This window comes from Pontivivens nitratireducens, from assembly GCF_014235845.1.
GTDB lineage: Bacteria > Pseudomonadota > Alphaproteobacteria > Rhodobacterales > Rhodobacteraceae > Pontivivens > Pontivivens nitratireducens.
In genome coordinates, this window is record NZ_JACJUQ010000006.1 from 133,570 (window position 1) to 159,284 (window position 25,715).

21 protein-coding genes are annotated in these 25,715 nt (G+C 62.6%); 10 read left to right on the top strand and 11 right to left on the bottom strand.

The window, feature by feature from the left end; all coding sequences use genetic code 11:
• Positions 1 to 5: 5 nt before the first annotated feature.
• From H1S03_RS09045 to H1S03_RS09055, 3 genes are read left to right on the top strand one after another with little or no spacing between them, the layout of a single operon-like run.
• Positions 6 to 800, top strand: a complete 795-nt coding sequence (locus H1S03_RS09045; protein ID WP_185804141.1) for a crotonase/enoyl-CoA hydratase family protein — start codon at positions 6 to 8, stop codon at positions 798 to 800.
• The gene (locus H1S03_RS09050) at positions 785 to 2,800 is read left to right on the top strand and encodes an acetyl/propionyl/methylcrotonyl-CoA carboxylase subunit alpha (protein ID WP_185804142.1); all 2,016 of its coding nucleotides are present in this window, start codon (positions 785 to 787) and stop codon (positions 2,798 to 2,800) included. The genes H1S03_RS09045 and H1S03_RS09050 overlap by 16 nt, the downstream gene beginning before the upstream one ends.
• Positions 2,797 to 3,963: an acyl-CoA dehydrogenase family protein gene (locus H1S03_RS09055; RefSeq protein WP_166188207.1), complete on the top strand. Its 1,167-nt coding sequence runs from the start codon at positions 2,797 to 2,799 to the stop codon at positions 3,961 to 3,963. The genes H1S03_RS09050 and H1S03_RS09055 overlap by 4 nt, the downstream gene beginning before the upstream one ends.
• Positions 3,964 to 4,112: 149 nt before the next feature.
• Here H1S03_RS09055 and H1S03_RS09060 read toward each other — a convergent pair whose 3' ends face one another.
• A complete protein-coding gene (locus tag H1S03_RS09060; RefSeq protein WP_185804143.1) occupies positions 4,113 to 4,583 on the bottom strand; it encodes an Lrp/AsnC family transcriptional regulator in 471 nt (156 codons plus the stop codon).
• A 120-nt stretch (positions 4,584 to 4,703) separates the two neighbouring features.
• Between H1S03_RS09060 and H1S03_RS09065 the strand changes: the two genes are divergently transcribed.
• The 3 genes from H1S03_RS09065 to H1S03_RS09075 all read left to right on the top strand — a co-directional run bounded on the left by H1S03_RS09065 (position 4,704) and on the right by H1S03_RS09075 (position 11,247).
• Positions 4,704 to 7,076: a transketolase-like TK C-terminal-containing protein gene (locus tag H1S03_RS09065; RefSeq protein WP_185804144.1), complete on the top strand. Its 2,373-nt coding sequence runs from the start codon at positions 4,704 to 4,706 to the stop codon at positions 7,074 to 7,076.
• A gap of 346 nt (positions 7,077 to 7,422) precedes the next feature.
• Positions 7,423 to 9,759, top strand: a complete 2,337-nt coding sequence (locus tag H1S03_RS09070; protein ID WP_185804145.1) for a Hint domain-containing protein — start codon at positions 7,423 to 7,425, stop codon at positions 9,757 to 9,759.
• Between the two features lie 165 nt (positions 9,760 to 9,924).
• On the top strand, positions 9,925 to 11,247 hold the full coding sequence (locus tag H1S03_RS09075; protein WP_249777867.1) for a 1-acyl-sn-glycerol-3-phosphate acyltransferase: 1,323 nt from the start codon (positions 9,925 to 9,927) through the stop codon (positions 11,245 to 11,247).
• A gap of 21 nt (positions 11,248 to 11,268) precedes the next feature.
• Here H1S03_RS09075 and H1S03_RS09080 read toward each other — a convergent pair whose 3' ends face one another.
• The 4 genes from H1S03_RS09080 to H1S03_RS09095 all read right to left on the bottom strand — a co-directional run bounded on the left by H1S03_RS09080 (position 11,269) and on the right by H1S03_RS09095 (position 17,249).
• Positions 11,269 to 13,476 (bottom strand): PAS-domain containing protein, encoded by a 2,208-nt coding sequence (locus H1S03_RS09080; RefSeq protein ID WP_185804147.1) that lies wholly within the window; start codon positions 13,474 to 13,476, stop codon positions 11,269 to 11,271.
• The gene (locus H1S03_RS09085) at positions 13,467 to 14,630 is read right to left on the bottom strand and encodes an FIST N-terminal domain-containing protein (protein ID WP_185804148.1); all 1,164 of its coding nucleotides are present in this window, start codon (positions 14,628 to 14,630) and stop codon (positions 13,467 to 13,469) included. The genes H1S03_RS09080 and H1S03_RS09085 overlap by 10 nt, the downstream gene beginning before the upstream one ends.
• 28 nt (positions 14,631 to 14,658) lie before the next feature.
• On the bottom strand, positions 14,659 to 15,369 hold the full coding sequence (locus tag H1S03_RS09090; RefSeq protein ID WP_185804149.1) for a response regulator: 711 nt from the start codon (positions 15,367 to 15,369) through the stop codon (positions 14,659 to 14,661).
• Between the two features lie 116 nt (positions 15,370 to 15,485).
• The gene (locus H1S03_RS09095; protein ID WP_166188192.1) at positions 15,486 to 17,249 is read right to left on the bottom strand and encodes a PQQ-dependent methanol/ethanol family dehydrogenase; all 1,764 of its coding nucleotides are present in this window, start codon (positions 17,247 to 17,249) and stop codon (positions 15,486 to 15,488) included.
• 297 nt (positions 17,250 to 17,546) lie between these two features.
• Here H1S03_RS09095 and H1S03_RS09100 point away from each other — a divergent pair, with 297 nt between their 5' ends.
• Together H1S03_RS09100 and H1S03_RS09105 are read left to right on the top strand one after the other, a co-directional pair.
• Positions 17,547 to 18,509 (top strand): ABC transporter substrate-binding protein, encoded by a 963-nt coding sequence (locus tag H1S03_RS09100; RefSeq protein WP_185804216.1) that lies wholly within the window; start codon positions 17,547 to 17,549, stop codon positions 18,507 to 18,509.
• Positions 18,510 to 18,554: 45 nt separating this feature from the next.
• Positions 18,555 to 19,205 (top strand): ABC transporter ATP-binding protein, encoded by a 651-nt coding sequence (locus H1S03_RS09105; RefSeq protein WP_185804150.1) that lies wholly within the window; start codon positions 18,555 to 18,557, stop codon positions 19,203 to 19,205.
• Here the strand turns inward: H1S03_RS09105 and H1S03_RS09110 are convergent.
• From H1S03_RS09110 to H1S03_RS09135, 6 genes are read right to left on the bottom strand one after another with little or no spacing between them, the layout of a single operon-like run.
• Complete coding sequence (locus tag H1S03_RS09110; protein WP_185804151.1) at positions 19,187 to 19,723, bottom strand: tetratricopeptide repeat protein; 537 nt, start codon at positions 19,721 to 19,723, stop codon at positions 19,187 to 19,189. The genes H1S03_RS09105 and H1S03_RS09110 overlap by 19 nt on opposite strands.
• 58 nt (positions 19,724 to 19,781) lie before the next feature.
• Complete coding sequence (locus H1S03_RS09115) at positions 19,782 to 20,573, bottom strand: ABC transporter permease (RefSeq protein WP_185804152.1); 792 nt, start codon at positions 20,571 to 20,573, stop codon at positions 19,782 to 19,784.
• A complete protein-coding gene (locus H1S03_RS09120; RefSeq protein WP_185804153.1) occupies positions 20,570 to 21,286 on the bottom strand; it encodes an ABC transporter ATP-binding protein in 717 nt (238 codons plus the stop codon). The genes H1S03_RS09115 and H1S03_RS09120 overlap by 4 nt, the downstream gene beginning before the upstream one ends.
• Positions 21,283 to 21,705, bottom strand: a complete 423-nt coding sequence (locus tag H1S03_RS09125) for a hypothetical protein (protein WP_185804154.1) — start codon at positions 21,703 to 21,705, stop codon at positions 21,283 to 21,285. Before H1S03_RS09125 ends, H1S03_RS09120 begins: the two co-directional genes overlap by 4 nt.
• A gap of 8 nt (positions 21,706 to 21,713) precedes the next feature.
• The gene (locus H1S03_RS09130; RefSeq protein WP_185804155.1) at positions 21,714 to 22,676 is read right to left on the bottom strand and encodes a YVTN family beta-propeller repeat protein; all 963 of its coding nucleotides are present in this window, start codon (positions 22,674 to 22,676) and stop codon (positions 21,714 to 21,716) included.
• Complete coding sequence (locus tag H1S03_RS09135) at positions 22,673 to 23,839, bottom strand: ABC transporter substrate-binding protein (protein ID WP_185804156.1); 1,167 nt, start codon at positions 23,837 to 23,839, stop codon at positions 22,673 to 22,675. Before H1S03_RS09135 ends, H1S03_RS09130 begins: the two co-directional genes overlap by 4 nt.
• A gap of 214 nt (positions 23,840 to 24,053) precedes the next feature.
• Between H1S03_RS09135 and pedF the strand changes: the two genes are divergently transcribed.
• Positions 24,054 to 24,755: a cytochrome c-550 PedF gene (gene pedF, locus H1S03_RS09140; RefSeq protein WP_185804157.1), complete on the top strand. Its 702-nt coding sequence runs from the start codon at positions 24,054 to 24,056 to the stop codon at positions 24,753 to 24,755.
• Between the two features lie 9 nt (positions 24,756 to 24,764).
• Positions 24,765 to 25,658 carry a substrate-binding periplasmic protein gene (locus H1S03_RS09145; protein ID WP_430700895.1) on the top strand — a complete coding sequence of 298 codons (894 nt, stop codon included), beginning with the start codon at positions 24,765 to 24,767 and terminating at the stop codon, positions 25,656 to 25,658.
• Positions 25,659 to 25,715 lie beyond the last annotated feature (57 nt).

Genomic DNA, 25,715 nt, shown 5'->3' on the forward strand with positions numbered 1-25,715 from the left:
TTGATATGACGACCACCTACGAAACCATCCTGCTTGAGACCGACGCGCGCGGCGTCGCCACCGTAACCTTGAACCGCCCGGACAAGCACAATGCCCTGAACGGCACGCTGATCGCCGAACTCTATGACGTCGCCGAAAAGCTGGCCAATGATGACAAGGTGCGCATCGTGGTTCTGACCGGCGCGGGCAAGAGCTTCTGCGCCGGGGGTGACTTTAACTGGTTCGCCTCCAACATCGAAAAATCCCGCGCCGAGCGGGTGGAGCAAAGCGCCACGCTGGCGCATCTGCTGCGCCGCCTCGATACCTTGCCCAAGCCCCTGATCGGGCGGATCAACGGGCCGGCCTATGGTGGCGGCGTCGGAATGATATCGGTCTGCGATTACACCATCGGCGCCGAAGGGTCGCGCTTTGGCCTGACCGAGGTGAAGCTGGGCCTGTTGCCGGCCAATATCTCGCCCTATGTCGTGGCGCGGATCGGCAAGGTGCATTCGCGCGAAACCATGCTGTCGGGCGCCCTGTTCGACAGCGCGCGGGCCGCGCGGATCGGCCTGCTGACCGAGGTTGTCGCCGCTGATGGACTGGACGCTGCCGTTGAAGGCGTCGTGCACGATCACCTTCAGGCCGCACCGGGGGCCGTGGCGGATACCAAGGCGCTGATTGCCTATGTCGCGGCGCACGATCTGGAAACCAACATGATCTATACCGCCGACCGGCTGGCCGATGCATGGGAAACCGACGAGGGGATCGAGGGCATCAACAGCTTCCTCAAGAAGGGCACTCCTTCATGGCGGATAAAATGAGCTTTACCCGCGTCCTGATCGCCAACAGGGGTGAGATTGCACGGCGAATCCAGCGCGGCTGCCGCGCGCTGGGTGTGGAAACGGTCGCGGTCTTTTCCGAGGCTGACCGCGATGCGCCCTTTGTGGTCGAGGCTGATCACGCCGTGTGCATCGGCGGGGCCGCGCCCGCGGACAGCTATCTGAACGTCGATGCCATACTGGATGCCGCCCGGGTGACCGGGGCCGGTGCCGTGCATCCCGGCTATGGTTTCCTGTCCGAAAACGCAGGGTTCGCCGCCGCGGTCGAGGGGGCCGGTCTGGTTTTCATCGGGCCCGATGCCGACGCGATCGCAATGATGGGCTCGAAGATCGAGGCCAAGGCCGCAGCCGAGGCGGCAGGCGTGCCCGTTTTGCCCGGCTATCGCGGCGAGGACCAGTCCGACGCGCGATTGCTCGAAGAGGCGCAGACGCTTGGCACGCCGTTTCTGGTCAAGGCCAGCGCGGGCGGCGGCGGGCGCGGCATGCGCCTCGTCACAGATCTGGCCGATGCGCCCGAGGCCATCACCTCCGCGAGGTCCGAGGCGAAGGGCGCCTTTGGCGACGCGGCGGTGTTTCTGGAACGCTATGCGCCCCGCGCGCGCCACGTCGAGGTGCAGGTGCTGGGCGACAGCCACGGCACTGTGCTGCATCTGGGCGACCGGGATTGTTCGCTGCAACGCAACCACCAGAAGCTGATAGAGGAAGCCCCCGCCGCCGATCTGCCCGATGCCCTGCGCGATGACATGCGCGCGGCGGCGGTCCGTCTGGCACAATCCATCGGCTATCGCTCGGCAGGGACGGTGGAATACCTCTACGATCCGGCACGCGGGGAATATTACTTCCTCGAAATGAACACCCGTTTGCAGGTGGAGCATCCGGTGACGGAGGCGATTACCGGCATCGATCTGGTTGAATGGCAGTTGCGCATCGCCCGGGGCGAGGCGCTGTCGCTGGCTCAATCCGATGTGCGGTTCAACGGACACGCCATCGAGATCCGCATCGCGGCGGAGAATCCGGCCGAGAATTTCCGACCCGAAACGGGCCAGATCACCCTCTGGGCGCCGCCTGCGGGCGTGAGGCTGGACAGCGGAGTCGCGGCAGGCTCGGTCGTGGGTCACCATTACGATTCCATGTTGGCGAAGCTGATCGTCCATGCGCCCGACCGGGCCGGGGCGATCCGGCAGGCGGTCGCGGCGATTGATGCCTTCGCTGTCGGTGGCGTCGGTCTGAACCTGTCCTATCAACGCGCCCTGTTGACCCATGCGGATTTCGAGGCGTTCCGGCACCACACCTCGGGATTGCCCGAGATGTTTCCGGGCGGCTGGACCCAGCCCATACCCGATGCCCGCGACATCGGCCTGGCCGCCATGGCGCTGCATCTGCATCTTGCCCCGACGGGCGGATCGCCTTGGGAAAGCCTGGGGTCATGGCGGCTTACGGCGGCGGCGGGGCGGCCCGGTGCGGCGTCCTATTGGACCACATCCGAGGATGATCCGATCCGCATATCCGGCACCCCCCCCGCGCTTTCCGCCCTACTGCCGGATGGTCAGAGCACGACCGTCGAGTCCGCCACCCTGACCAGCGACCGCCTGTCTGGACGCATCGACGGCGTGCCCTTTTCGCGCATCGCACATGTCGAACGCGCCCGCGATCATTGGCGGGTGCACCTTCAGACCTCGGCGGGGATCTGCGCGGTGGAACTGCGCACCCTCGAAGATCGGCATCTGGTCCGCGCCGGGGCCGGGGGAAGCGGCGCTGACCTGCTGACAGCCCCGATGCCCGGTGCCGTGGCCGAGGTGCGCGTCGCACCCGGTGACCGCGTCGCCGTCGGTGACACGCTGGTGGTGCTCGAAGCCATGAAACTGCTGCAAAGCCTGCCCGCGCCGGTCGCGGGCATCGTAACGGAAATCTATTGTGCACCGGGCGATACAGTCGCCGGGCACGCACCACTCGTCAAACTCGACCCGGAGGAAAAGACATGACCAGCCAGGATACCATCACTGCGGCCAACGGCCCGTTCAACGAAGATCTCGAGATGATCCGCGCCCAGCTGCGCCGCTTCATCGAGACGGAGGTGACAGCCAAGGCCGACGCATGGGAAGAAGAGGGCATGGTGCCCCGCGACGTGCTGCGCCGGATGGGCGATCTGGGCGTGCTGGGAATGCGCTATGATGAGCAATATGGCGGCGCCGGGCTGGATGTGATGTCCAGCGTGGTTCTGGCAGAAGAGGTCGGCCGCTCCACCTTTGGCGGATTTTCGGCCACGGTTCTGGTGCATACCGACATGGCCTCGCCGCATCTTGAAAATGCCGGAACACCGGAACAAAAGGCCCGCTGGATGCCGTCGATCACCTCGGGTGAGAAGATCGCCGCCGTCGCGGTGACCGAACCCGGTGCCGGGTCGGACGTGGCGGGTATGCGCACCCGCGCGGTGAAGGACGGGTCCGACTGGGTTCTGAACGGCACCAAGATGTTCATCACAAACGGCGTGCACGGCGATATCTATTTCGTCGGCGCCAAGACCGATCCCGATGCCAAGGGCTCACGCGGGATCACCATGTTCGCGATCGAAAAGGGCACGCCTGGATTCTCGGTCGGTCGTGCGTTGAACAAGACCGGCTGGCTGTGCTCGGACACTGCCGAACTGATCTTCGAGGATGTCCGCGTCCCTGCCGAAGACGTGTTGGGTGAGGTCAACAAGGGCTTCTATTCGGTCATGAAGAACTTCCAGAACGAGCGGATCGTGCTGGGCGCAATGGCCTGCGCCGAGGCGCAGAGCGCGCTGGACATGACCGTGGACTATGTAAAGCAGCGCAAGGCCTTTGGCGGCGTGCTGTGGGACAAGCAGGCGATCCGCCAGCGTCTGGCCGATTGCCAGACCCGCATCGCGGCAGGCCGTCAGCTGGTCTATCATGCCGCAGGGATGGACGCCGCGGGTCTCGACTGCGTGAAGGAAGTCTCGATGGTCAAGGCCTATTGCGGCGAGCTGGTGAATTCCGTGCTCTATGATTGTGTGCAGTTCCATGGCGGCATGGGCTACATGCGCGAAACCCCAGTGGAGCGCATGTCGCGCGACGCCCGCGTTCAGGCCATCGGCGGAGGTGCCTCCGAGGTGATGCTGGAAGAGGTCGCCAAGCGGATGTGAGCCATCACTGCCAAGAACCCGGCGAGCTGGCGTGAAGAACGCTGGCTCGCTGAAAAGGGGCCGGTGCGTGGGTTATGGAGCCCTCTCCATGCCCTCCCGCAAAAGATTGCAGGTAGCGCGGCTAACTCACCGGTAGCCCCCGCACCAATTCACGGATTGCGCGATATGCCGGATTTCACCCGGCGGATCGGGATCGAGGATTCGATGGAGGCGACGCCGTCGATCTTGACCAACCGTTCGATCATCAACTCCTCGAATTCTTTTAGCCCCGTCACGGTAAGGCGCAGCAGGTAGTCGCGATTGCCGGTCATCAGCCAGCAGTCCACGACCTCGGGAAAGGTCAGGATCGCGGATTCGAAGCGGGCGAGGGCCTGATCCACCTGCCGGTCGAGCTTGACGGAGACAAACACCGACATCGCGAAGCCGAGCGCGGCCTCGTTTATCAAAGCGGTATATCCCACGATGGTGCCAGACTGCTCCAGCCGTCTCAACCGGCGGATGACGGGTGTCGCGCTGAGGCCGACACGCTGGCTCAACTCCGCCGCGCTGATCCGCCCATCAAGGGTAAGCTCACGAAGAATTCTGATGTCGATTTCATCCAGAGTAGGATTTTCCACCATGCTACCTCGTATCGTGGCGTATTCACCTATCATAGGACGCGCGCCAGCCAGCAATTGCAAGAAACCAACGCAAGTGCGCTGATAGGTTCGGCCGAAACATCTTGCCTGAGGATACGTGACATGAGCCGGAACCTGAAAATCGTCGAGCAGCGCCTGTTGTGGCTGTCGCACTGGATGATCCACAACGCCAACCACCTGCGCGACAAGGAAGACGGCATCAAGATCGGCGGGCATCAGGCCTCCTCCGCGTCTATGGTCTCGATCATGACGGCGCTGTATTTCTCCGCTCTGCGGCCCGAGGACAGGGTTGCGGTCAAGCCTCATGCCTCACCGATCTTTCATGCGATCCAGTACCTTATGGGCAACCAGACGCGTGAGAAGATGGAGGCGTTTCGGGGCCTGGGCGGTGCGCAATCCTATCCCTCCCGGACCAAGGACACCTGCGATGTCGATTTCTCGACCGGATCGGTGGGGTTGGGCGTGGCGATCACATCCTTTGCATCACTGGTGCAGGATTTCATCACGGCAAAATCCTGGGGCGAGGACGTGCAGCCGGGGCGTATGGTGGCGCTGGTCGGGGATGCGGAACTGGACGAGGGCAACATCTACGAATGCTTGCAGGAGGGGTGGAAGAATGACCTGCGCAACACGTGGTGGATCATCGACTACAACCGCCAGTCGCTGGACGGTATCGTGCGCGAGGGGCTGTTCCGCCGGGTCGAGAAGATCTTCGACGCGTTCGGCTGGGATGTGGTTCGGGTGAAATACGGCGTGCTGCAACGCGCCGCCTTTGCGGAGCCGGGCGGTGAAAAGCTGCGCGCCTGGATCGACGACTGTCCGAACCAGCTCTACTCCGCGCTGACATTCATGGGGGGCGCTGTCTGGCGGGAACGCCTCATGGATGCGTTGGGCGATCAGGGGGATGTCAGCGCGCTGATCGCCCGCCGCTCGGACAAGGAGCTGGCCGACCTGATGGAAAACCTCGGCGGGAACTGCGTGGAGACGATGGCCGAGGTCTTCGCCGGCATCGACCACGACAGGCCGGTCTGCTTCCTCGCCTATACCATCAAGGGCTGGGGCACGCCCATTGCCGGGCACAAGGACAACCATGGCGGCCTGATGAACAAGACGCAGTTCGCGCAATGGCAGGATCATATGGGCGTGGCCAAGGGGCAGGAGTGGGAGAAATTCGCCACCGTCGCGGACCCGGACGCGCTGCAAGGCTTCCTCGATTCCGTGCCGTTCTTCGCCAAGGGGCAACGTCGGTTCAGCGATGCGCGGCTGAGCGTCCCAGATATCGAGATGGCCAGCGACAGGGACATCTCCACCCAAACGGCCTTTGGCAAGATCCTGGATGATCTGGCAAAGGGGTCCAGCGATCTGGCGGCGCGGATCGTCACCACCTCACCCGATGTGACGGGCACGACCAGCCTTGGCCCGTGGGTGAACCGGCGCAAGCTGTTTGCGCGGACGCAGCAATCGGACACCTTCATCAGCGAGAACATCCCCTCCACCGCCAAGTGGGAGTTCACCCCCGAGGGTCAGCATATCGAACTGGGCATTGCGGAGATGAACCTGATGCTGCTGTTGGGCGCGGCAGGGTTGAGCCACAGCCTGTTCGGCAAACGGCTGATCCCCATCGGCACAGTCTACGACCCGTTCGTGGCACGCGGTCTGGATGCGCTGAACTACGCCTGCTATCAGGACGCCCGGTTCCTGTTGGTCGGCACGCCCTCTGGTGTGACGCTGGCGCCCGAGGGGGGCGCGCATCAATCCATCAACGCGCCCCTGATCGGGATGAGCCAGGACGGGCTGGCCGCGTTCGAGCCTGCCTTTGTCGATGAACTGGCCGTCATCATGGGTTGGGCCTTCGACTATATCCAGCGCGACGGGGAGGGCGACCGGGATGAGCGGACATGGCTGCGGGATGAGACGGGCGGCTCCGTCTATCTGCGCCTGACCACGAAACCGCTGGAGCAACCCGTACGCCGCGTGAACGAGGATTTCCGTCAGGGTGCCGTGGACGGGGCGTACTGGCTGCGCGAGCCCGGCCCGAACTGTTCGGTCGTCATTGCCTATCAAGGCGCCGTGGCGGATGAGGCGATCGCGGCGGCGGGGATGATCGCCGAACATCGTCGCGACGTGGCCGTACTGGCCGTGACCTCCGCCGATCGACTGCATGCGGGGTGGAGCGCCGCGCAGAGGGACCGCGCGCGCGGAAACCCCGCCGCGATGAGCCATGTGGAAAGGCTGCTGCAACAATTGCCACGCGATTGCGCGATGGTCACTGCGATAGACGGTCATCCCGCAACGTTGAGCTGGCTGGGCGCGGTTGCAGGTCATCGCACCATTGCGCACGGGGTCGAGCATTTCGGACAGACGGGAACGATCGGCGATCTTTACCGGCATTTTCGAATCGACCGCAGATCGCTGGTTCAATCAATCAGCGCCCTGACGGCCGGCGCGTCGATTGATTTTGCCCGCTCAGGTTGAGGTGTGTAGCGTGTAAATTTACACGTTATGGCTCTTACATGCATATTGAAGGTATAAAAAAACGTTAGCTGCGCGGTTCCGTAGCGTCACCGCGTGGCTTTCTTCTTGAAATGCGCACAGTATGAATATGTTAATGAATACATGCTAGTTCGGCTAGGTCGGGGGATCACGCCGTTCGGGTATCGATGGGGATTGCGCTTTGCTGCGATATAAGTATCAGCGGCGAACGCATTGGGGGACACAGTGAAGCCACTCGCCTTAAGGTTGATTTGCCAGTCATGGGCTGGCAATGATTATCGCACTCTAGGCAAGCGGGAAAACACATGTGTTGTGTGGGGGTTAGAGCATGGCCAGTAATTATCGTTACGGCGGCGCCTATATCCTGAATGTCAGCAACAATCAGATTCTAAATGTGGGCGTGACGGTGTCGATCACCGACAACGCGACAGACAACACGTACACAGCTTACACCAACGATTCGACGCAGAGTTTTTCCCTGACCGGATCCTCCGTGGACGGCAACTATACGGCTGAGGAACAGGCCGGCACCGCCACCTTCACCTCCGGCGGCACGACATTGACGGGAACGTTCGGGGTCTTCACTGACAATGGTACGACCTATGCTTTTTTCATACCGGAATCCGGCACGGGCACCTTCACTGCCGGTTCGACATGGTCCGCGAGCAATGTCACCTCGGACGGATTCGGATATTCCGACGTCACCGCACAGGGTAACGACACGGTAACACTGGACGATGCGGGCCCGCGGATCGTTCAAGGCGGTGCCGGCAATGACAACATTACCGGATCGCAACAGGCCGATACGCTGTATGGTGGATCCGGGTCCGACACGATTTCGGGTCGGGGTGGCAACGATGTCATCTATGGCGACTCGGACGCTGCTCCACGGCTTGCGTTCCAGTGGTCCGAACTGCCCGATTCATCGGGCGACGGCTCTACTGTCGATGATAACGAAGAGCTCGCCACAGTGGATGAGACCGGTTTCGCGACACAGAATGTCGGCGGTATCATCGTTTCGCTGGATTACGATGAGCAGGCGAACGGCCAGGACGTCACCTTCCAGGACCTTGCCCAATATACGACCGGTATCGACACCGGCGGTACGGGTGCGGTCGACGGCAACTCTTCGGCTCAGGTGCTGGGATCACGATCTGGCTCGGATCCGAACACGTCCGTAGTGACCGTCAATTTCTCATCTGACACATCCGAATATCAGGATACCGTTTCCAACGTTCAGTTTCGCATCAACGATATCGATCAGAATGGAACGAACGGTTTTCGTGACCGGGTCACTGTGCGCGCCTATGACGCAGATGGAAACCGCATTGCCGTCACGCTGCAATCCGGCGGCGGGGGGACAGCTGGCCCTACGCTGAGCGACCGGGCGGGCGATGGCTATACTGGTGTGGACACCGCGCTGGGCAATGCAGGGACCAACGCCAACGATGCCGGGGGGTCTATCAAGGTCACGGTCAACGGTCCCGTCGCCCGGATCGAGATCGACTATGAAAATGTCGGAACGTCGAATCAGGCGATTTACATCACGGATATCTATTTCACTCCCATCGCGGCGCCGGGAACGGGCGCAGGCGACAGCATCGACGGCGGCGCCGGCAACGACACCATCTATGGACTGGGCGGAAACGACACGATCAGAGGCGGTGACGGCACAGATTCCATCGAGGGTGGCGCGGGCAACGATACGCTGAGGGGCGATGCCGGCAACGACACCATTCTGGGCGGCGCCGGAAACGATACGCTGGACGGTGGGGCAGGCACTGATACCCTGACCGGCGGGGACGGGTTCGATACATTCGTCGCGGATGGCACGGGCGATCTGATCTCGGATTTCAACACGGCTACGGGTCAGAATATCGACGATGGCAATCAGGCCAACAACGATTTCGTGGACCTGTCTGCCTATTATAATTCCGGCACGCTGGCAGCCTACAATTCCGCCAATGGCACCGACTTCACTCAGGCCATCATTGCGTTGCGAGACGATGCGGCGGACGGCGTACTCGATTCCGCGGGCGGATTGCGCCTGCCGGGTGTCTCACCCGATGATCTGACATTCGACAACACCAACGTCATCTGCTTCACGCCCGGCACGTCCATCGTCACGGCGACAGGCGGGCGTGCGGTCGAGACGCTGCAAATCGGCGATCTGGTGGCGACCCGGGATCATGGCCTGCGCCCCCTGGTCTGGGTCGGGCGGCGTGAACTGACGAAGGCGGAGGTCGAGCAGAAACCGCAACTGGCACCGGTTCTGATCCGGCGCGGTGCTCTGGGCCCCGACAGTCCGAACCGTGACATGATCGTTTCGCCCCAGCACCGTATCCTGCTCAAGGGAATGAAACTGGCTCTCATGACAGGTGAGGCCGAGGCTCTGGCCCCCGCGATCGGGCTGGTGAACAGCGATACGATCGTCAGCTGTGCGCCGCAGGCTGTCACCTATCTGCACCTGATGTGCAGCAATCACGAGGTGATCCGCGCCGACGGGGTCTGGACCGAAACATTGTTCCCCGGCGATCAGGCCCTGTCCGGACTGACGGCGGAGGCGCGCGCAGAGGTATGCGAACTGTTCCCCGATCTGACAGGATTCGTGCCTGCCCGAACCTTGATGGCGAGCAGGGAGACCCGCTGGTTGCGCGCAGTCTGACCTCTATCCTGTGTGGGGCGTATGCTGCGAGCATCTGGTGCGAACTGCGACGCGCTTCTGTCTTGGTGAAAGCTGTTCGGGCTGGACGTCATCGTCGCGCTGACGCAAAGTCGCGCAATGTTTCAAACCGTCGAAATTCCAATCTGGCTTGTGTTTCTCGGCGGTTTGACACTGACCATCGCGGTATTGAACCGCGTGCTGGTCCCGTCGGTCCGCTGGTTTTTCCGGGCGCGCATCAACCGGGCGCTGCGCCGTGTCAACGAGCGGTTGCAGCTTTCGATCAAGCCTTTCAGCCTGACCAAACGGCAGGTTCTGGTGGACAGGCTGACCTACGACCCCGTTGTGATGTCTGCGGTCGAGGCGGAGGCACGCCATCGTGGCATCCCCAACGAGGTCGCAGCCGAGGAAGCCGCCAGATATGCGCGCGAAATCGTGCCGAGTTTCTCCGCCGCGACCTATTTCCTGTTCGGCGTGAAGTTGAGCCGCTGGATCGCGCAGAAACTGTACCGGGTGCGGCTGGGCACGAATGAGAGCGCCTCGCTGGAGGGGATCCACGCCGACGCAACGGTGATTTTCGTCATGAACCACCGATCCAATTTTGATTACCTGTTGGTGACCTATCTGGCGAGCGAGCGCACATCGCTGAGCTATGCCGCCGGGGAGTGGGCGCAAATCTGGCCCCTGGAACAGCTGGCCAAGGCGATGGGCGCGTTCTTCATCCGGCGCAGGTCGGAAAATCCGCTCTATCGCAAGGTCCTGTCGCGATACGTCCAGATGGCGACGGAGGCAGGTGTGACACAGGCCGTCTTCCCCGAGGGCGGCTTGAGCCGCGACGGGAAGCTGCGCCCGGCAAAACTGGGCTTGCTAAGCTATATCCTGCAAGGGTTCGATCCCGCGGGCACGCGCGATGTGGTCTTCATTCCCGTCGGGCTGAACTACGACCGGGTGTTGGAGGATCGGATCCTGGTCGGTTCGGAACTGGATGAAAAGGGCCGCCCCCGCTTTCGTGCGAAGGTCTCCACTGCATTGTGGTTTTTCCTGCGGCATCTGTGGATGCGCATGATCGGCAAGTGGAACCGCTTCGGCTATGCCAGCGTCAGTTTCGGGGCACCGATCACGCTGCGCTCCCTGTCATCCGATGGCCGTATCGGCGCGGAGGCATTGGGCCATAAGCTGATCGACGCGGTGGGAAAGGTCGTGCCCGTTCTGCCCGTACCGCTGGTTGCGCAGGTTCTGCTGGACAGTGGCACGCCGCTGCGCCGGGCGCAGATCGTGGATCGCGCGATGGTGCTGAAGGATCGCCTGGTGGATCACGGCGCGCATTTCCACCTGCCGCGCGGCGATTTCGATTATGCTGTCGATGTGGGTCTGCGCGCGCTCGTACGACGCAAGGTTCTGCGTGAAACTGATGAGGGCTACCGGCTGAACCCCGCTCAGGAACCCTTGCTGGCCTATTATGCAAACTCGATCGCGCATTTGCCGCGCTGATTCCGGGTCCATCTCGCCCGATCAGATGCTCTGCCCTTGCAGCGCGTTGGTAAAGAATTCCAGCAGTTTTTCCTTGTCTATGGGTTTTGAGAGGAGTTGCAGCCTGTTCGTGTGACAGGCTCTGTGCAGCTCCTCGCTGCGGTCGGCTGAAATCATCGCGGTCGGGATCCTGCCATAGGTGTCGATCAGATCGCGGTAGAGCTGAATTCCCGAGGCGTCGGACCCCAGTTGATAATCCAGCAACATGAAATCGGGCACCAGCTGGATCTCGGCCAGCAGGTTTTTGGCCTCTGTCGCGTTATGCGCCAGCAGAACCTCTGCGCCATGAGTCTCGATCATCAGGGAAATTGCGTTGGCGAGCCTGAGGTCGTTTTCCACGAGCAGCACCACCATGCCCTCGATGGCGTTGCCCCATTTGGCGCTGGATTTCGGCAGGCCCAGGCGATTGCCGTGCGAGCCGGTGGCGATCTTGACGGTCAGGCCGAAACAACTGCCCTTTCCGACTTCGGATTGCAGCGTCAAGTCATGGCCCAGACCCTTCGCGGCACGCTCCACGATAGCCAGCCCCAGGCCCAGGCCGTCACTGCTGTTCGATTGGTCGAGGCGGGCGAATTCCTGAAAGATCGTTTCGCGGTGTTCCATGGCAATGCCGGGGCCGGTGTCCCAAACCTCAATCCGCGCGGTGCTGCCCGTGCGGCGCACACCCACAACGATACGTCCGGTTTGCGTATATTTGATGGCGTTGGTGATGAGGTTTTGCAGGATCCGCCGCAAATATCCCACATCGCTCAGAATGCTCAGACCGCTGTCGATAATGGTAAGGTGCAGGCCTTTGTCCTGCGCCATCGGGGTCAGCTCATCGCGCAGCAGCGCCAGGATCGGGGACAGCGACACGGCGCTTTTGTCGAAGGCCGCCTCTCCTGCGTCAAGCTTCGAGATGTCGAGCAGCGCGCCGATGATGTTCTCCATCCCCAAAAGGGCGTTTTCCGCCTTGCTCAACACCAGCCGGGCATCGGGTTCGTCCAGTCGATCGGACAGCGATGACATGAACAGCTTCGCTGCGGACAGGGGCTGCAACAGGTCGTGACTGGCCGCGGCGACGAAGCGGGATTTGGACGCGTTCGCGCGCACCGCGTCGGCCAGCGCCTCGCCCAACTCCTCGGTCCGCGCGATCACGCCCTGTTCCAGTGTTTCGTTGATTTGGGAAAGGGCACGCGTCGCGTTTCGTTCGGCAGACACGTCCGTAATGCTGATGACGAACCCGCGATCGGGCATTTCTTGGGCAAAGATGCTGAGCGTCCGCGTCGCGCCGCGCGTTACCTCGAACGCGATGGGGCGACGGTGGGCACGTCGTTGGGTCCACCTGAGCAGCTTCTCCGCACTGAACCCGCCATGAAAGACCGTCTCTTTCTCAAGCGTCAGCAGCAGGGTCGAAAAGGGCAGGCCCAGCACGCCGCGCTCCGGCGGCAGCGCCAGCATACGGTTCATGATCTTGTTCCAGCCGACCAGTTGCCCCTGGTTGTTGAAGATGCAGACCCCCTGGTTGAGATGGTCAAGCGTGGCTTGCAGAATCTCCGACTGGTGGCCCAGCATCTTGTCACGCTCTTCGCGCTCGGACAGCATCATGTCGGTGACGTCGGTCTGCAGGATCACGGTGCCGCCATGTGCGGTGCGGTGCTCACTGATCTGAAGCCAGCGGTTCCAGACCAGACTGACATTGAACACGACGTGATCCTGGCTGTGATGCGACAGGCGCATTCTGGCCCAATCCTCGGGTGTTTGCCCCGCCGGGACGGCCAGGAAACGGCTGTGGGAGATCATCGTGACGTAATCCGAAAACAGCAGCCCCTCCTTCAACTGGTCCGCCACGTCACCGATATCGCTGCAGAACCGGCTGTTGAAATGCACCAACCGCTCGTTCGGATCGAACAGAGCGAAACCCTCGTCGATGGTTTCGATAGCCTCCGCAATGTTGGATCGGGTCTGCTCCGTCTCGACATTGGCCTGTTCCAACTGAGCATTTGTCTCTCGCAGCAGGTCGAGGGTCTTTTCCAGTTCCCGCGTGCGCTGGCGGACCTGCGTTTCCAGCAGGGCAGCCCGTTCGAATTGCTGATAGGCCAGCCCGGATTGATCGTTTTTCTGTTCGACCCGGCGCATCAGGGACTGAGCGATCTGCAACAGCTTTTCGTTCTGCCGCTCGATCGAGTCGTTGGGGTTGATCAAGGACATGTGGGCCCCGTATTCTTGCGATAGATCGCGACGCCGGTCATCGTCTGGTTCACATGCAACGGTCCGATCTGTTCGCCATAGGTCGAGAAGCCGGTGACGTTGAACTGTGACAGCACGTCGGAGACTTCGCGGGAGACCTGGCTCTGCTCCGCCTCGATCCGGCGCAGGATGCAGTCGCATCCCAGAATATCGGTAAAGGCCGCCCCGGCGGTCAGGGCGCCGAATTTCTGGCGCAGATGCTCGGCCATGTTTTGCGGCTCGGCCACGGTCAGCACCATCCCCTCATCTATGGCGGAAAAGAACACCAGCTCACCGGCCTCGTTCACCTGATGGATGGCGCGGACATGGTGGTCGCCGCCGATCCGCACGACGACCGGGTGCGACGCGAATGTGAAGGGGTCCATCTGGTCGGGGTCCTTGCCGATGATCCGGGCATATTCGCGGCCTGCGGGTTCGGCATTTATGGACTTCACGATCCGGCGTTCGGGATCGGCATCCGTCACGACCATCCGGGTTTCGGTGGGCAGAAAGTGATCCAGGCTGAAGACCTTGGTTTCATGCACGCTCTGCACGAGGTTGAGCACCGCACCCTTGAGCAGGATCTTGCCGTTGATCGCCACGAAGGTGGCCTGAAAATCCGCGCCGTCACCTGCGGACGCGCCAAAGAGCGGCATGTTGCGCAGCGCGGGTGAGATCAGGGCCGTCAGCATGTCCTCCTGCAGGGACAATCCATCGATGATCAGGAACACGAAACCGCTTTTCATGTCGGGGTTGGCCCTTTCCAGCGCCACTCGCTCACGCGCGATGCGATAGATTTCGGGCTTGGCGTGGAACCGGTCCAGATCGTTGATTGGCAGGGACCTGGTCGCGAAATCCGATTTGGGAAAGCCCACGGCGATGATCAGACCTTCCTCGTAACCTGCCATGCCGATTTCACCCGCGGTCGTGCATGCGACCGTATCTGTATCGGGATACAGCCGCTCCGCTTCCTGCACCACGGTGTGAAAGTCGGTCTGGGGTGTGACGAACAGGATCAGCAGGCTGAGGGGGGTGTCTCCGAGTTGCGCTTTCAGTTCCGCGACCGGCGCGGTCGTGCTTGCGCGGACCTGGGCCTTGTGCAGCAATCCTGTTTGGGACGGGCCATGCGTGGTCATTCAGGTCTTCCTCCCCGTGTTGCGAACGTCAGGGTGCCTGCTCCGCATTTGGCAGGGCCTCGAAATACCGTGCCTCCTGCACCACGAGGACGGCCTGCGTGCGGCGCTGAACGCCGAGCTTGCGCATGATTGCGGTGACATGCGCCTTGACGGTCCCCTCCGCTATGGTCAGATCGAAGGCGATCTGCTTGTTCAGCTTGCCTTCGCAGATCAATTCCAGGATGCGGCTTTGCTGATTGGTCAGTGAGGACAGCCGTTCGATGATCTGGGTCTGGCGTTCCGAGCTTTCGGATTCGACGAAGCCTGCGGGTTTGTAGACGCGGTCGTTGGTAATCTCGTCCAGCGCCTGCTTGAAGATTGCGCGACCGGAATGTTTTGGCACGAACCCCGATGCACCGGCGGCAATCGCCCCGGTGATGACGTTGTTTTCGGTCATCGAGGATACGACGAGCACGGGCGAGCGGTCCGACTGACGCTTGATACGCACCAGGCCCTCGAACCCCTTCACATCGGGCAGATTCAGGTCCAGCAGGATCAGCGCGGGCGGCGGGGCACGGTCGAGAACGCGCAGGCCGGCCTCGATATTGGTTGCGGTTCGAACGTCGGTAAATTCCCCTGTCGCGCGCAGCGTCAGCTCCAGCGCGTCGCAGAACAACGGATGATCGTCGATGATCAGCGCCCACCGGTGGTGGGGATCCGGGGCGTCGTGATCTGACGAAATCTGCGCGTTTGCTGCCATGCGTCAACTCTAGCGACATGGCGGGATCGCTGCCAATCCGCCAAAGGTCATAATCACGAAAAAAGACGCGCCCCCGATCAGGGAGCGCGCCAGAAAAGCCAGTTGATCCAGGGAGATCAGTTACCGGCGAGTTGCTCGGGCAGGCGGAACGTCCACAACAGGCCGCCCTGGTTGAGGTAGTTCACGGTCTGCGCGACCTCACCACCCCACAGAGGAACCGCGCCGCCCCAGCCGGAGATGACGGAGACATATTGCTCACCATCCTGTTCCCAGGTGATCGGCTGGCCGACGATGCCGGAGCCGGTCTGGAAGGACCACAGGACCTCACCGGTTTGATCGTCGAAGGCGATGAACTCACCCTCGGGCGTTCCGGTAAAGACCAGACCGCCGCCCGTGGTCATGACGCCACCCCATAGCGGAGCGGGGTTCTGGAATTCCCAGACGATTTCGCCGGTATCCGGGTCGATCGCCTTCAGGCTGCCGATATGGTCCTCGTAGTTCGGCTTGATCGTGAAGCCGGAGCCAAGATAGGCCGCGCCCTGACGGTAGGTGATCGGTTCGTTCCAGATATCCATGCCCCATTCGTTGGATGGAACGTAGAACAGTCCGGTGGACGGGGAATGCGCCATCGGCATCCAGTTCTTGCCGCCCAGGAAGGACGGGGAGGCGAAGACGACCTCGCCCCGTGCGCCGTCTGCGGTCTCGCTCGGATCGCCGGGGCGGGCATCCTCGTTGAAGATCGGACGACCGGTTTCGTCGATACCTTCGGCCCAGGTGATGTCCTTGACGAACGGTGTGGCGGATACGAAGGCCCCGTCCTCACGGTTCAGAACGTAGAAAAAGCCGTTCCGGTCCGCCGTGGCGAAGCGGTCGTTGCCCTCACGGTCGGTATAGGCGACGACTTCGTTCACGCCGTCATAGTCCCACCCCTCACGCGGGGTGGTCTGGTAATGCCACTTGATCTCACCGGTTGCCGGATCAATGCCGAGGCGGGAGGCCGCGTACAGGTTGTCGCCCGCATTGCCCTCGACCGGGGTTCCCGCGTTGCGCAGATGGCTGTTCCAGGGGGCCGGGTTGCCCGTGCCGAAGACCAGCGTGTCCGTGCTCGCATCGTAGGAGCCGCCCAGCCAGGTTGCACCGCCACCTGTCTGCCACATGTCACCGGGCCAGGTCGCGTTCAGCTCACCAGTCATGGTGCTTTCTTCGCCGTTCAGCGTGCCCATGTGACCCTCGATCACCGGGCGGGTCCAGACCAGATCGCCGGTCTCCGCGTCGCGGGCCTGCACCTCTCCGACGATGCCGAACTCACCGCCGGAATTTCCGGTGATGATCAGGCCGTCCACGATCAGCGGGGCGGCGGTATAGCTGTAGCCCGCGCGGTAATCCGCGATCTTCTTGTTCCACACCACGTCGCCGGTCATGCGATTCAACGCCACGATGCGCGCGTCCAGCGTGCCGAAATAGACGTTGTCGCCATAAATCGCGGCGCCCCGGTTCACCACGTCGCAGCAAGGCAGGATGCCCTCGGGCAGGCGGGCGTCGTACTGCCACAGTTCCTGACCGGTCTTTACGTCGATGGCGTAAAGGCGGCTGTACGATCCGGTGATATACATGATGCCGTCATAGATGATCGGCTGGGTTTCCTGGCCGCGCTGCTTCTCACCCCCGAGCGAGAACGCCCAGGCCGGAACCAGGTTATCCACGTTGTCGCGGTTGAGAATGTCCAGCGGTGAGTGGCGCTGCAAATCGCGGCCCATGCCATTGGTCAGCACATCCGCGGTGGATGTCGCATCGTTGAGCAGCATCTCCTCCGTCACTTGCGCGTGCGCCATTCCGGTCGTGGCGAGCGTGGCTGCCAGAGTAAAAGCAAACCGTTTCATTTTGACTCCTCCCATGTTTGTTCGAGATCATCCACGTCGCCCATTTCCTGACCGTAAGCGTCTGCGTGCGCCTATCGTGAAGCGTGATCACGTGGCAGTATCCGGTAAAACGGCCGTTTTGCGATATAGAACCTTGGTCATACGCCCCATGCTGGTCTGATCCGCCCCGTGCAGGGGCCCGCGCACCGGGATTCAGCCGGCCGTTCCGGCGCGGGCGCACCCCCCTTTGGTCGTATTCCGGCGCGACACCGACCTGCTAGTCTTTCACGTGACATTGGGAGGCATAAAATGACGATGATGAAAAAAATCGGCGGCGCGATCGTCGCCGCATGTATCGCCACGGCGGGTTTGGCGGATACGCCGGTTCTGCGGGCGTCCGTCTTGCAGTTCGGCACCGTGAACTGGGAGCTCGACACGATCCAGCACCACGGGCTCGACGCTGCGAACGGCTTCGATCTGGAGGTTCAGGGCGTCGCGGGCGGTTCGGCGGCGCGGGTCGCGTTTCAGGGGGGGGAGACCGACGTGATCGTCGCGGACTGGCTGTGGGTTGCCCGGCAACGCGCCGCCGGGCGGGACTATGTCTTCATCCCGTATTCGAAGGCCGTCGGCGGCATCATGGTTCCGCACGACAGCACCGCGCAGGACCTCAGCGATCTGGCCGGGCAACGCATCGGCATCGCCGGCGGGCCGCTCGACAAAAGCTGGCTGATCCTGCAGGCCTACGCGCAGAAGAACTTCGACATGGACCTCGCCGCGGAAACCGAACAGGTCTTCGGGGCGCCGCCTCTCATCTTCGGTACGGCGATGGCGGGTGATCTGGATGGCGCGATCAACTTCTGGCATTTCGGCGCGAAGATGACGGCGGGCGGGATGCGCACATTGGTGGATGTCGCGGAGGCCTCCGTCGATCTGGGACTGGATCCGGAGACGCCTCTTCTGGGCTATGTCGTGAACGGCGCGCTGGTGCGTGAACATCCCGAACTGGTGGAGGGTCTGTCGGCGGCCTCACGCGCGGCGAAGGATATTCTGGCCACCGACGATGCGGAATGGGATCGTCTGCGCCCACGCATGAATGCGGATACCGATGCGCAATTCGCCGCATTGGTTGCCGGATTCCGCGCCGGAATTCCCGCCTCCGGCCCGATAGATGAGGCGGCGGCGGCCCGGATGCTGGCGCTGATGTACGAACTGGGCGGGGAGGACCTGCTGGGCGAGGCATCCGAACTGCCCGAGGGCGTGTTCGTGCACACCGGCAGCTAGGGTGCGACGCAGATCCAAAACCGGGCCCATGGCCGGGGCGGACCCATGACGGAAACGGGCGGTGCGCCCGTTCTCGATCTGCATCTGCGGGGGCTGGCCTATGAGGGGGCTGACATCCTCGGCGATATCTCCTTCGCAATCCCGCGCGGGCAGACCGTCGCACTGGTCGGCCCGTCGGGAATCGGAAAATCATCGCTGCTGCGGATCTTTGCCGGGCTGGAACGCGGCTATGACGGAACATGTACCGTCACGGGGCGCACCGCGATGGTGTTTCAGGAGCCGACGCTGCTGCCCTGGCGCAGTTTGCGGGACAACATCACCATCGCGGCGGGCGTCTCCACCGATATCGCGGATGCGGTGCTGGCCGATGTGGGGCTGGCGGATCGGCGCGACGCATTTCCCAACCGCCTGTCACTGGGCCAGCAACGTCGCCTGTCACTGGCGCGGGCCTTCGCGGTGCGGCCGGACCTGCTGTTGATGGACGAACCTTTCGTCTCGCTCGACCCGCAACTGGTGGGGGAGATGATTGCCCTGTTCGCCAGATTGCGGGACGCCTACGGCGTCACGACCGTGCTGGTGACGCATGTGGTGGAGGAGGCCCGGCAACTGGCGGACCGTATCCTGACCCTGTCAGGTCAACCCGCACGGGTCGCCAGCGATACATTCAACATCGCTGCTCAGAAAAGCGGGGCGTAGCGCCAATTGTCAGCGTCGGGTGTGATCACGTCCAGATCGTAATCCGCATCGGCCAGCCGCCGCGCGATGTGCAGGCCGTCCTGCGCGGCCTCACCCACCAGTTGCCGGCCACGTTCCTCATCCTGCTGAACGCCGTGCCCGCGCATCAGGCTGATCCCGTAATTGAACTTTCCTACCGAATCGCCCAACTCGGCGGCGCGGCGATCCCATTCGGCGGCTGCTTCGGGGTCGTAATCCCCGCCGAGGCCGTTATTGTCCAGCTGCCCCATCCACGTCATCGCGGCGGTGTAGCCTGCGCGCGCGCAGTTCTCCAACAGGAACCGGGCCGCGGCATGATTGCCGGATTTCGTCAGCGGATAGCCCATGGAGCACAGGACCATGCCGGTCTCACCCTCCTCGGCCCGTTCGATGAAGCGTTGCCACGTCATCTCATCGGGATTGGTGGTTCCGAATTGCGACAGATCCTCGGCCATAGCCGGGGCGCCGCACAGGGCGAAAGCGATAATGATCTGTTTCATGAGGGTCATTCTATCACCATCGGGCGAAGAAATCAGTACTGCTATGGTCGTAGATCCGTCATCCCCTGCCGCGCGGCCCCGTGATCCGGGGGCTGTAGCCCCACAGGGCCGCAACCGTGAACACCGCCGCTGCCAGCACGGTCCAGAACAGCGCCGGGCCGTTGAACTCAACATAGAGCGCGAAGCGGATCAGCTCGACCGCGTGGGTGAACGGGTTCACCGCGCAGATATTGTAGAGCAACTCGGACGATTCAGCCATTTTCCACAAGGGGTAGAGCGCGGAGGAAAGGAAGAACATCGGGAAGATTACAAAATTCATCACCCCCGCGAAATTCTCCAACTGCTTGATGAAGCTGGACAGAAGCAGTCCCAGAGACCCCAGCATCAGCCCCGCCACGACCAGCGCCGGCAGCACGGTCAGATAACCCGCGACAGGCATCTTGATGCCCAGGGCCGCCGCGATGGCCAGAAAGGCATAGACCTGAAGGATGGATATGGCTGTCGCACCCAGCAGCTTGCATGTCAGCAGCCACCATCGCGGCAGCGGGCTGGTCAGCAGCAGCTTCATCGACCCCATCTCGCGATCGTAGATCAGGCTGAGCGAGGATTGCATGCCGTTGAACAGCATGATCATGCCGCACAGACCGGGCACGATATAGGTCTCGTAGGTGATATAGGTCTGATAGGGCGGGATGATCGACAGTCCCAGCGCCGCACGAAAGCCTGCGGCGAAGACCAGCAGCCAGACCAGCGGGCGCACCAGAGCCGCGACGAAGCGTTCGCGCTGGTGGACGAAGCGCAGCGCCTCACGCAGAACGATCGCGATCAGGGCGGTCAGATAACGGCTCATGCCGGGGCCTGCGTCATGGTGAGGAACGCTTGCTGCAAGGGGCGCCCGCCAGCGATTTCCCCGGCCAGACCGTCGCGCAGGACGCGGGTCCGGTGCAGCACGATCAGGCGGTCGTCGGGGCGGACTTCATCCGCCAGATGGGTCGCCCACAGCACGGTCGTGCCGTCGGTTGTCAGGTCGTGGACGTGATCGGTGATGGCGGCGCGGGCCGCTGCGTCGAAACCCACCGTCGGCTCATCCAGCAACAGGACCTTGGGGTCATGCAGCAGGGCGCGGGCGATCTCGGTGCGCCGCCGATGACCGCCGTTCAGGGCGCGGGCCTTTTCCTCCGCCCGATCCGCGATGTCGAGCCGTTCGAGGACATGGGCAATCCTGAGCGCCCGCCTCTTGCCGGACAGACCGTGCAGGGCGGCGAAATAGGTCAGGTTCTGACGAACGGTCAGGTCGAGATCCAGCGTCGATTGCTGAAACACGATCCCCAGTTGCGCCAGGGCTGCGCGGGGTGCGCGCTGCAGATCATGACCCGCGATGTGGATCTGACCGGAGGGCGGCACGAACAGCCGCGTCAGCAGGTTGAACAGCGTCGATTTGCCCGCGCCGTTCGGCCCGAGCAAGGCACAGAACCTGCCCTGACCGACCTCGAACCCGACATCGGTCAGCGCCTGCTTGGCACCGTATCTATAGTTCAGCCCCTCGACGCGGATCGCGCTCATTCGATGGTGATCTCGATCCGCTGGGTTTCGCCGGTGGTGCCGGGGATCTGCATGGAATAGGCGCCCGGTTTGATGGCGAGGAATCCGATCTCCATCTCACCTGCCTCGTCGAATTCGACGCTGTCCAGCCCGAGGGGGCGGATCTCCAACCCTTCGACCACGATTTCGTCGATCCAGATCGCGCGAAAGAATTCCGGGCCGACCAGCGCCAGTTCCTGACTGCCATCGCCCTGAATTTCGAACTCGTAATAGGTGCCGGATTTCAAAACCCATGGCTCGGCGGAAATCGGCTCCCCCGCTGACAGGATGATCGGCGGCAGGTCTTCCTTGTTGCTGCCCGATAGCACACCTGCGGCACCAAAGCCATCGGCCAGTGCGGGTGTTGCCAGAAGGGCGAGCGATGCGATGAAAGCTTTCATGGACGATCCTATTGAGTTGGACGGAAGGCCGCACCCCAGGGGAAGCGACCGACGTCGATGGATTTGAGAGCAGTTCTGTTGGCCACGTCGATGACCGTGACATCGCCCGAGACGCCGTTTGTGGTGAACAGCAGCGACTTGTCCGCGTTGAAGGCCATGTGCCAGACGCGGCGCCCGACGAGGATGTAATCCTTGACCTCCAGCGTTTCGGTATTCACCACGGCGATATGGTTGGACGGGCCGAGGGCGACGAAAGCTGTTCGTTCATCGGCGGAAAACTCGAACCCGACCGGCTGCACCCGGTCGCGGTGCACGCCCGGAACCTCGAAGTCGATCTTGCCTATCTCGGACTGGTCGGAGGTGTCGAAGACCGTGATCGTGCCGCCGATCTCGGAGCTGACCCACATCTGCGCGCCGTCATGCACGAATTCCGCGTGGCGCGGGCGGCTGTCCACCAGGGTGTTGGCGAACAGCTCCTGCGTTTCGGTGTCGATCCAGTGGGCCATGTTGGTGGTTTCGGACGTGGTGATCGCGATGGTGCCGTCCGGTGAGATGGCCATGCCCTCAGGCTCCACCCCCACGTCGATCTGCGCGATGACCTGCCGGGTCTGCGTGTCCACGACCGTGGTGATCGCATCGTCCTCGTTCGCGATGTAAAGATGCCGGTCGTTGGGGTGCAGCACGAATTGTTCGGGATCCTCGCCCGAGGGCAGGTCGTGCAGGATCTCTCCGGTCGCGGGGTCCATCACCTGCACCGCGTCACTGTCGGACGCGCAGATATAGACGACGCTGTAATCCTTGGAAAACGTGATGCCGCGCGGGCGTTCGCCGGTGGGATAGGTGGCGATAACCTCCAGCGTGTCGATCGAGATGACGGAAACGGTGTCGTCCTTCTCGTTCGTCACCCAGATTTCATCGGCTGCGGCGGGTGCTGCCAGCAGGCAACAGATCAGACCTGCGCTGCGTATCATTCGAAGACCTCGCAATTGCTTTCGGGGCGATCCAGCCCAAGGGTATCCAGCTCGTTGACCTGATGCAGGAACCCCTCAAGCGGGGCCTGCGCGACCAGGGCGCGTGGGTGGGCGATGGCGATGGGTTGGCGCAACTGGCCGTTCCAGTCGCGATAGGTCAGCGGGCGGCCCTTGAATCCGGGCAGTTCGAAATCCTCGGACAGGATATAGTCGCGCAGCACCTGCGGATCAGCGGAATCGGTGCGGGTTACCGCCTCACCTATTGTGCGGATGGCGGCCCAGGCGGCGTAATCCACACTCAACATTTCGCGCGCGTGACGTTCGGAAAACCGGCCCTGCAACTGGGCCGCGCCCCACTGCTCGATCACCGGGGACCAGGTAACGGCGGTCAGCCCCTCGGACCCGGCGACAGGGCGGGCCTGCCATGTGTTGTAGAGGACGTAGCGCCCGAAATCGTGCAGTTCGTCCGCCAGGATCATCACGTCATAGTCACCGAGGCTCTGCGTGAACAGTGGCACCTCCTGCGAGGCGGAGCGGCGCATATCCGCCTCGAAATCCCAGGTTTTCTCACCTTCGAGGCCCAGGCCGAATTTCGCAAGGCTGCGGCGCATGGCGGCCGCGTAGGCCACGTCCTGCGGATGAACACCGGCAATCATCACCAGATCGGTCCAGCGGCGAAACAGGAAGAATTGCGCCAGCGCATCCGTGCGCATCGCGTCCGACGGCAGGGTGTGCAGCAGGTTCGCGCGACACTGATCGTCGCGCAACGCGATATCGCCGGAGGATACGTTGAACAGTGTCGCATCGCGCGCTTGCGGCAGGTCCGCAATCGCCAGCATCACGTCCGCCGGCGCGTCGATCAGGATGAACGGCGTCACCGCCAGCATTTCCGCCGCCGCCGCGACCGGGTCGGTCCCGTCCTGGACCGTGGTTGCCGTCAACTCGTAGCCATGGCCCAAAAACCGCCCGGTGGTGATGTTGTCCTCCAGCCCGGTCTGCGCCCCGGCCAGTCCCAGGTCCTCCGGAATGGGGTCGAGATTGGACAGGGTCGGCGGTTGGGGCGGGCGCCCTGAAAGATACCCGATATTCAGGTTGACCTCGGCGTGGGCTGCCACCCCGAAGAACAGACATGTGAACAGTGCCAGATACGTGCCTTTTGCCATGTCCAAAGTCTTAACAAACGGCAGGGTGCCTTGGGATGAGACCTTAGTCTTGTGGCGGGAGCCTTGGGGCGGGGCGTGCGTTCAAGAAAGGGCGGGGCGTGGGTTCAAGCAAGGGCGGGGCATGCGTTCAACCAAGGTCGTATATGCCACCCCCGCGACACCTGATAGCCGTTTGGGCAACCGATCGAAAAAATGAACGGACAGGGAGCGATACATGAACCGCATTACCAGGAAATTCGCCATTGGCACCTTTATCTGCGGGTCGATGATCGGCACGGCCTTCGCGGCTGGGCTGCCATTGGGGGTGTCGCCGGTGGATACCGGCGATCTGCCGCATACCGGTGATGAATGGCTGATGGAAAACCCCTACCGGGCCGAGGTCGCGGGTGAGGATGTCTGGAGAGAGGCCCTCGCCGTGGGGGAATCCGGCTACATCCAGAACTGCGCGCGCTGTCACGGGCTGGGGGTCGTGTCGGGCGGTCTGGCCCCCGATCTGCGTTTCCTCGAAGCGGAGGAATACGGCGATTCGTGGTATGTCGAACGCTTCCGTTCGGGCTATTCGCAAAACGGCACCACCAAGATGCCCGCCTTCGAGGAAACCCTCGGTCAGGACGCCGCCTGGGCGATCCGAACCTATATCGAGACCCGCCCAGACGATGAGGTAATGGCGGAGTATGTGGACGAACTGGCCGAGCTGCGCGATACCCTGCGCGCCGTGGGCGATGACACGGACAGCGTCGATCCGGAGGCGCTCAAATCCCGCCTGAACGAGATTGCCGCCGAAATTCCGACCATGTCCGGTGCCCCGGTGGCTGACAGCATCGCCTCGCGCGCGGCGCAAATCATCGACGGCACCGCCGAGGGGTATGTTCATGCCGCCGAAACCCTGACGATCGGTCTGTCGGCGGCGCATTAGGGGGTGCGGGTGGTGATACGCTCTTTGCTGTTCGCGCTGGGCCTGCTTGCGGCCGGACCGGCTGCCGCCCAGGATCCCTGCGCCTACTACACGCCGCAGCCCCGGCCGCAGAATGCCGGACGCGATATCGTGGGCCAGGAACTGGATGTGATTCAGGAACAGGGCCACATGCTGTTCGCGGTCTACGCGGATTTCCCGCCCTATTCGTGGCAGCAGGGCGGGCGGCCGACCGGCGTGGATATCGAGATAGCGGAGCTGATCGCCGAGGATCTGGGCGTTGACGCGCGGTTCAACTTCGTCGCGGCGGGGGAGAATCTGGAGGCCGACCTGCTCAACAACATCTGGAAAGGTGCGGTGATCGGCGGGCGGATCGCAAATGTGATGATGCGCGTCCCCTACGATTCCGCGTTCAGTTGCAGGGTGGAGCAGGTCGTCTTTACCGGGCAATACGGCGCGGAATCCATCGCCATCGCCTATGACAAGGCCAGCTATCCCGATGCGCCGCCCGTTCCCGCATACTTCCGGTTCGACAGTGTCGCGGTCGAAAGCGATTCGATCTCGGATTTCTACCTCGCCTCGTTCGCCGGGGGGCAACTGGCCGGAAATGTAAGGCGCTACCCCACGATGGCCACCGCGATGGAGGCGTTGAACACCGGTGAGGTCATGGCCGCGATGGGGCCGCTGGGGCAGCTGGAATACGGCCTGTCGGAAAGCTCCGCCGTGCACAACCCGCCCCTGCCCGGTTTCGCGGTCAGCAAGTGGACGCTGGGCGTTGCGGTCAACTTTCGGTATCGCCCGCTGTCCTATGCGGTGGACGATGCGATCAATGCCGGGCTGCAGGATGGCCGGATCGCAGGGATCTACGAAAGTTACGGACTGACCTTTCAGCAGCCGGAGCGGTGAGGGCGGACTAAGCCCTTGGTCGCATAGTCCCGAGCAGCCGCCGCCCCTAATCTGAGT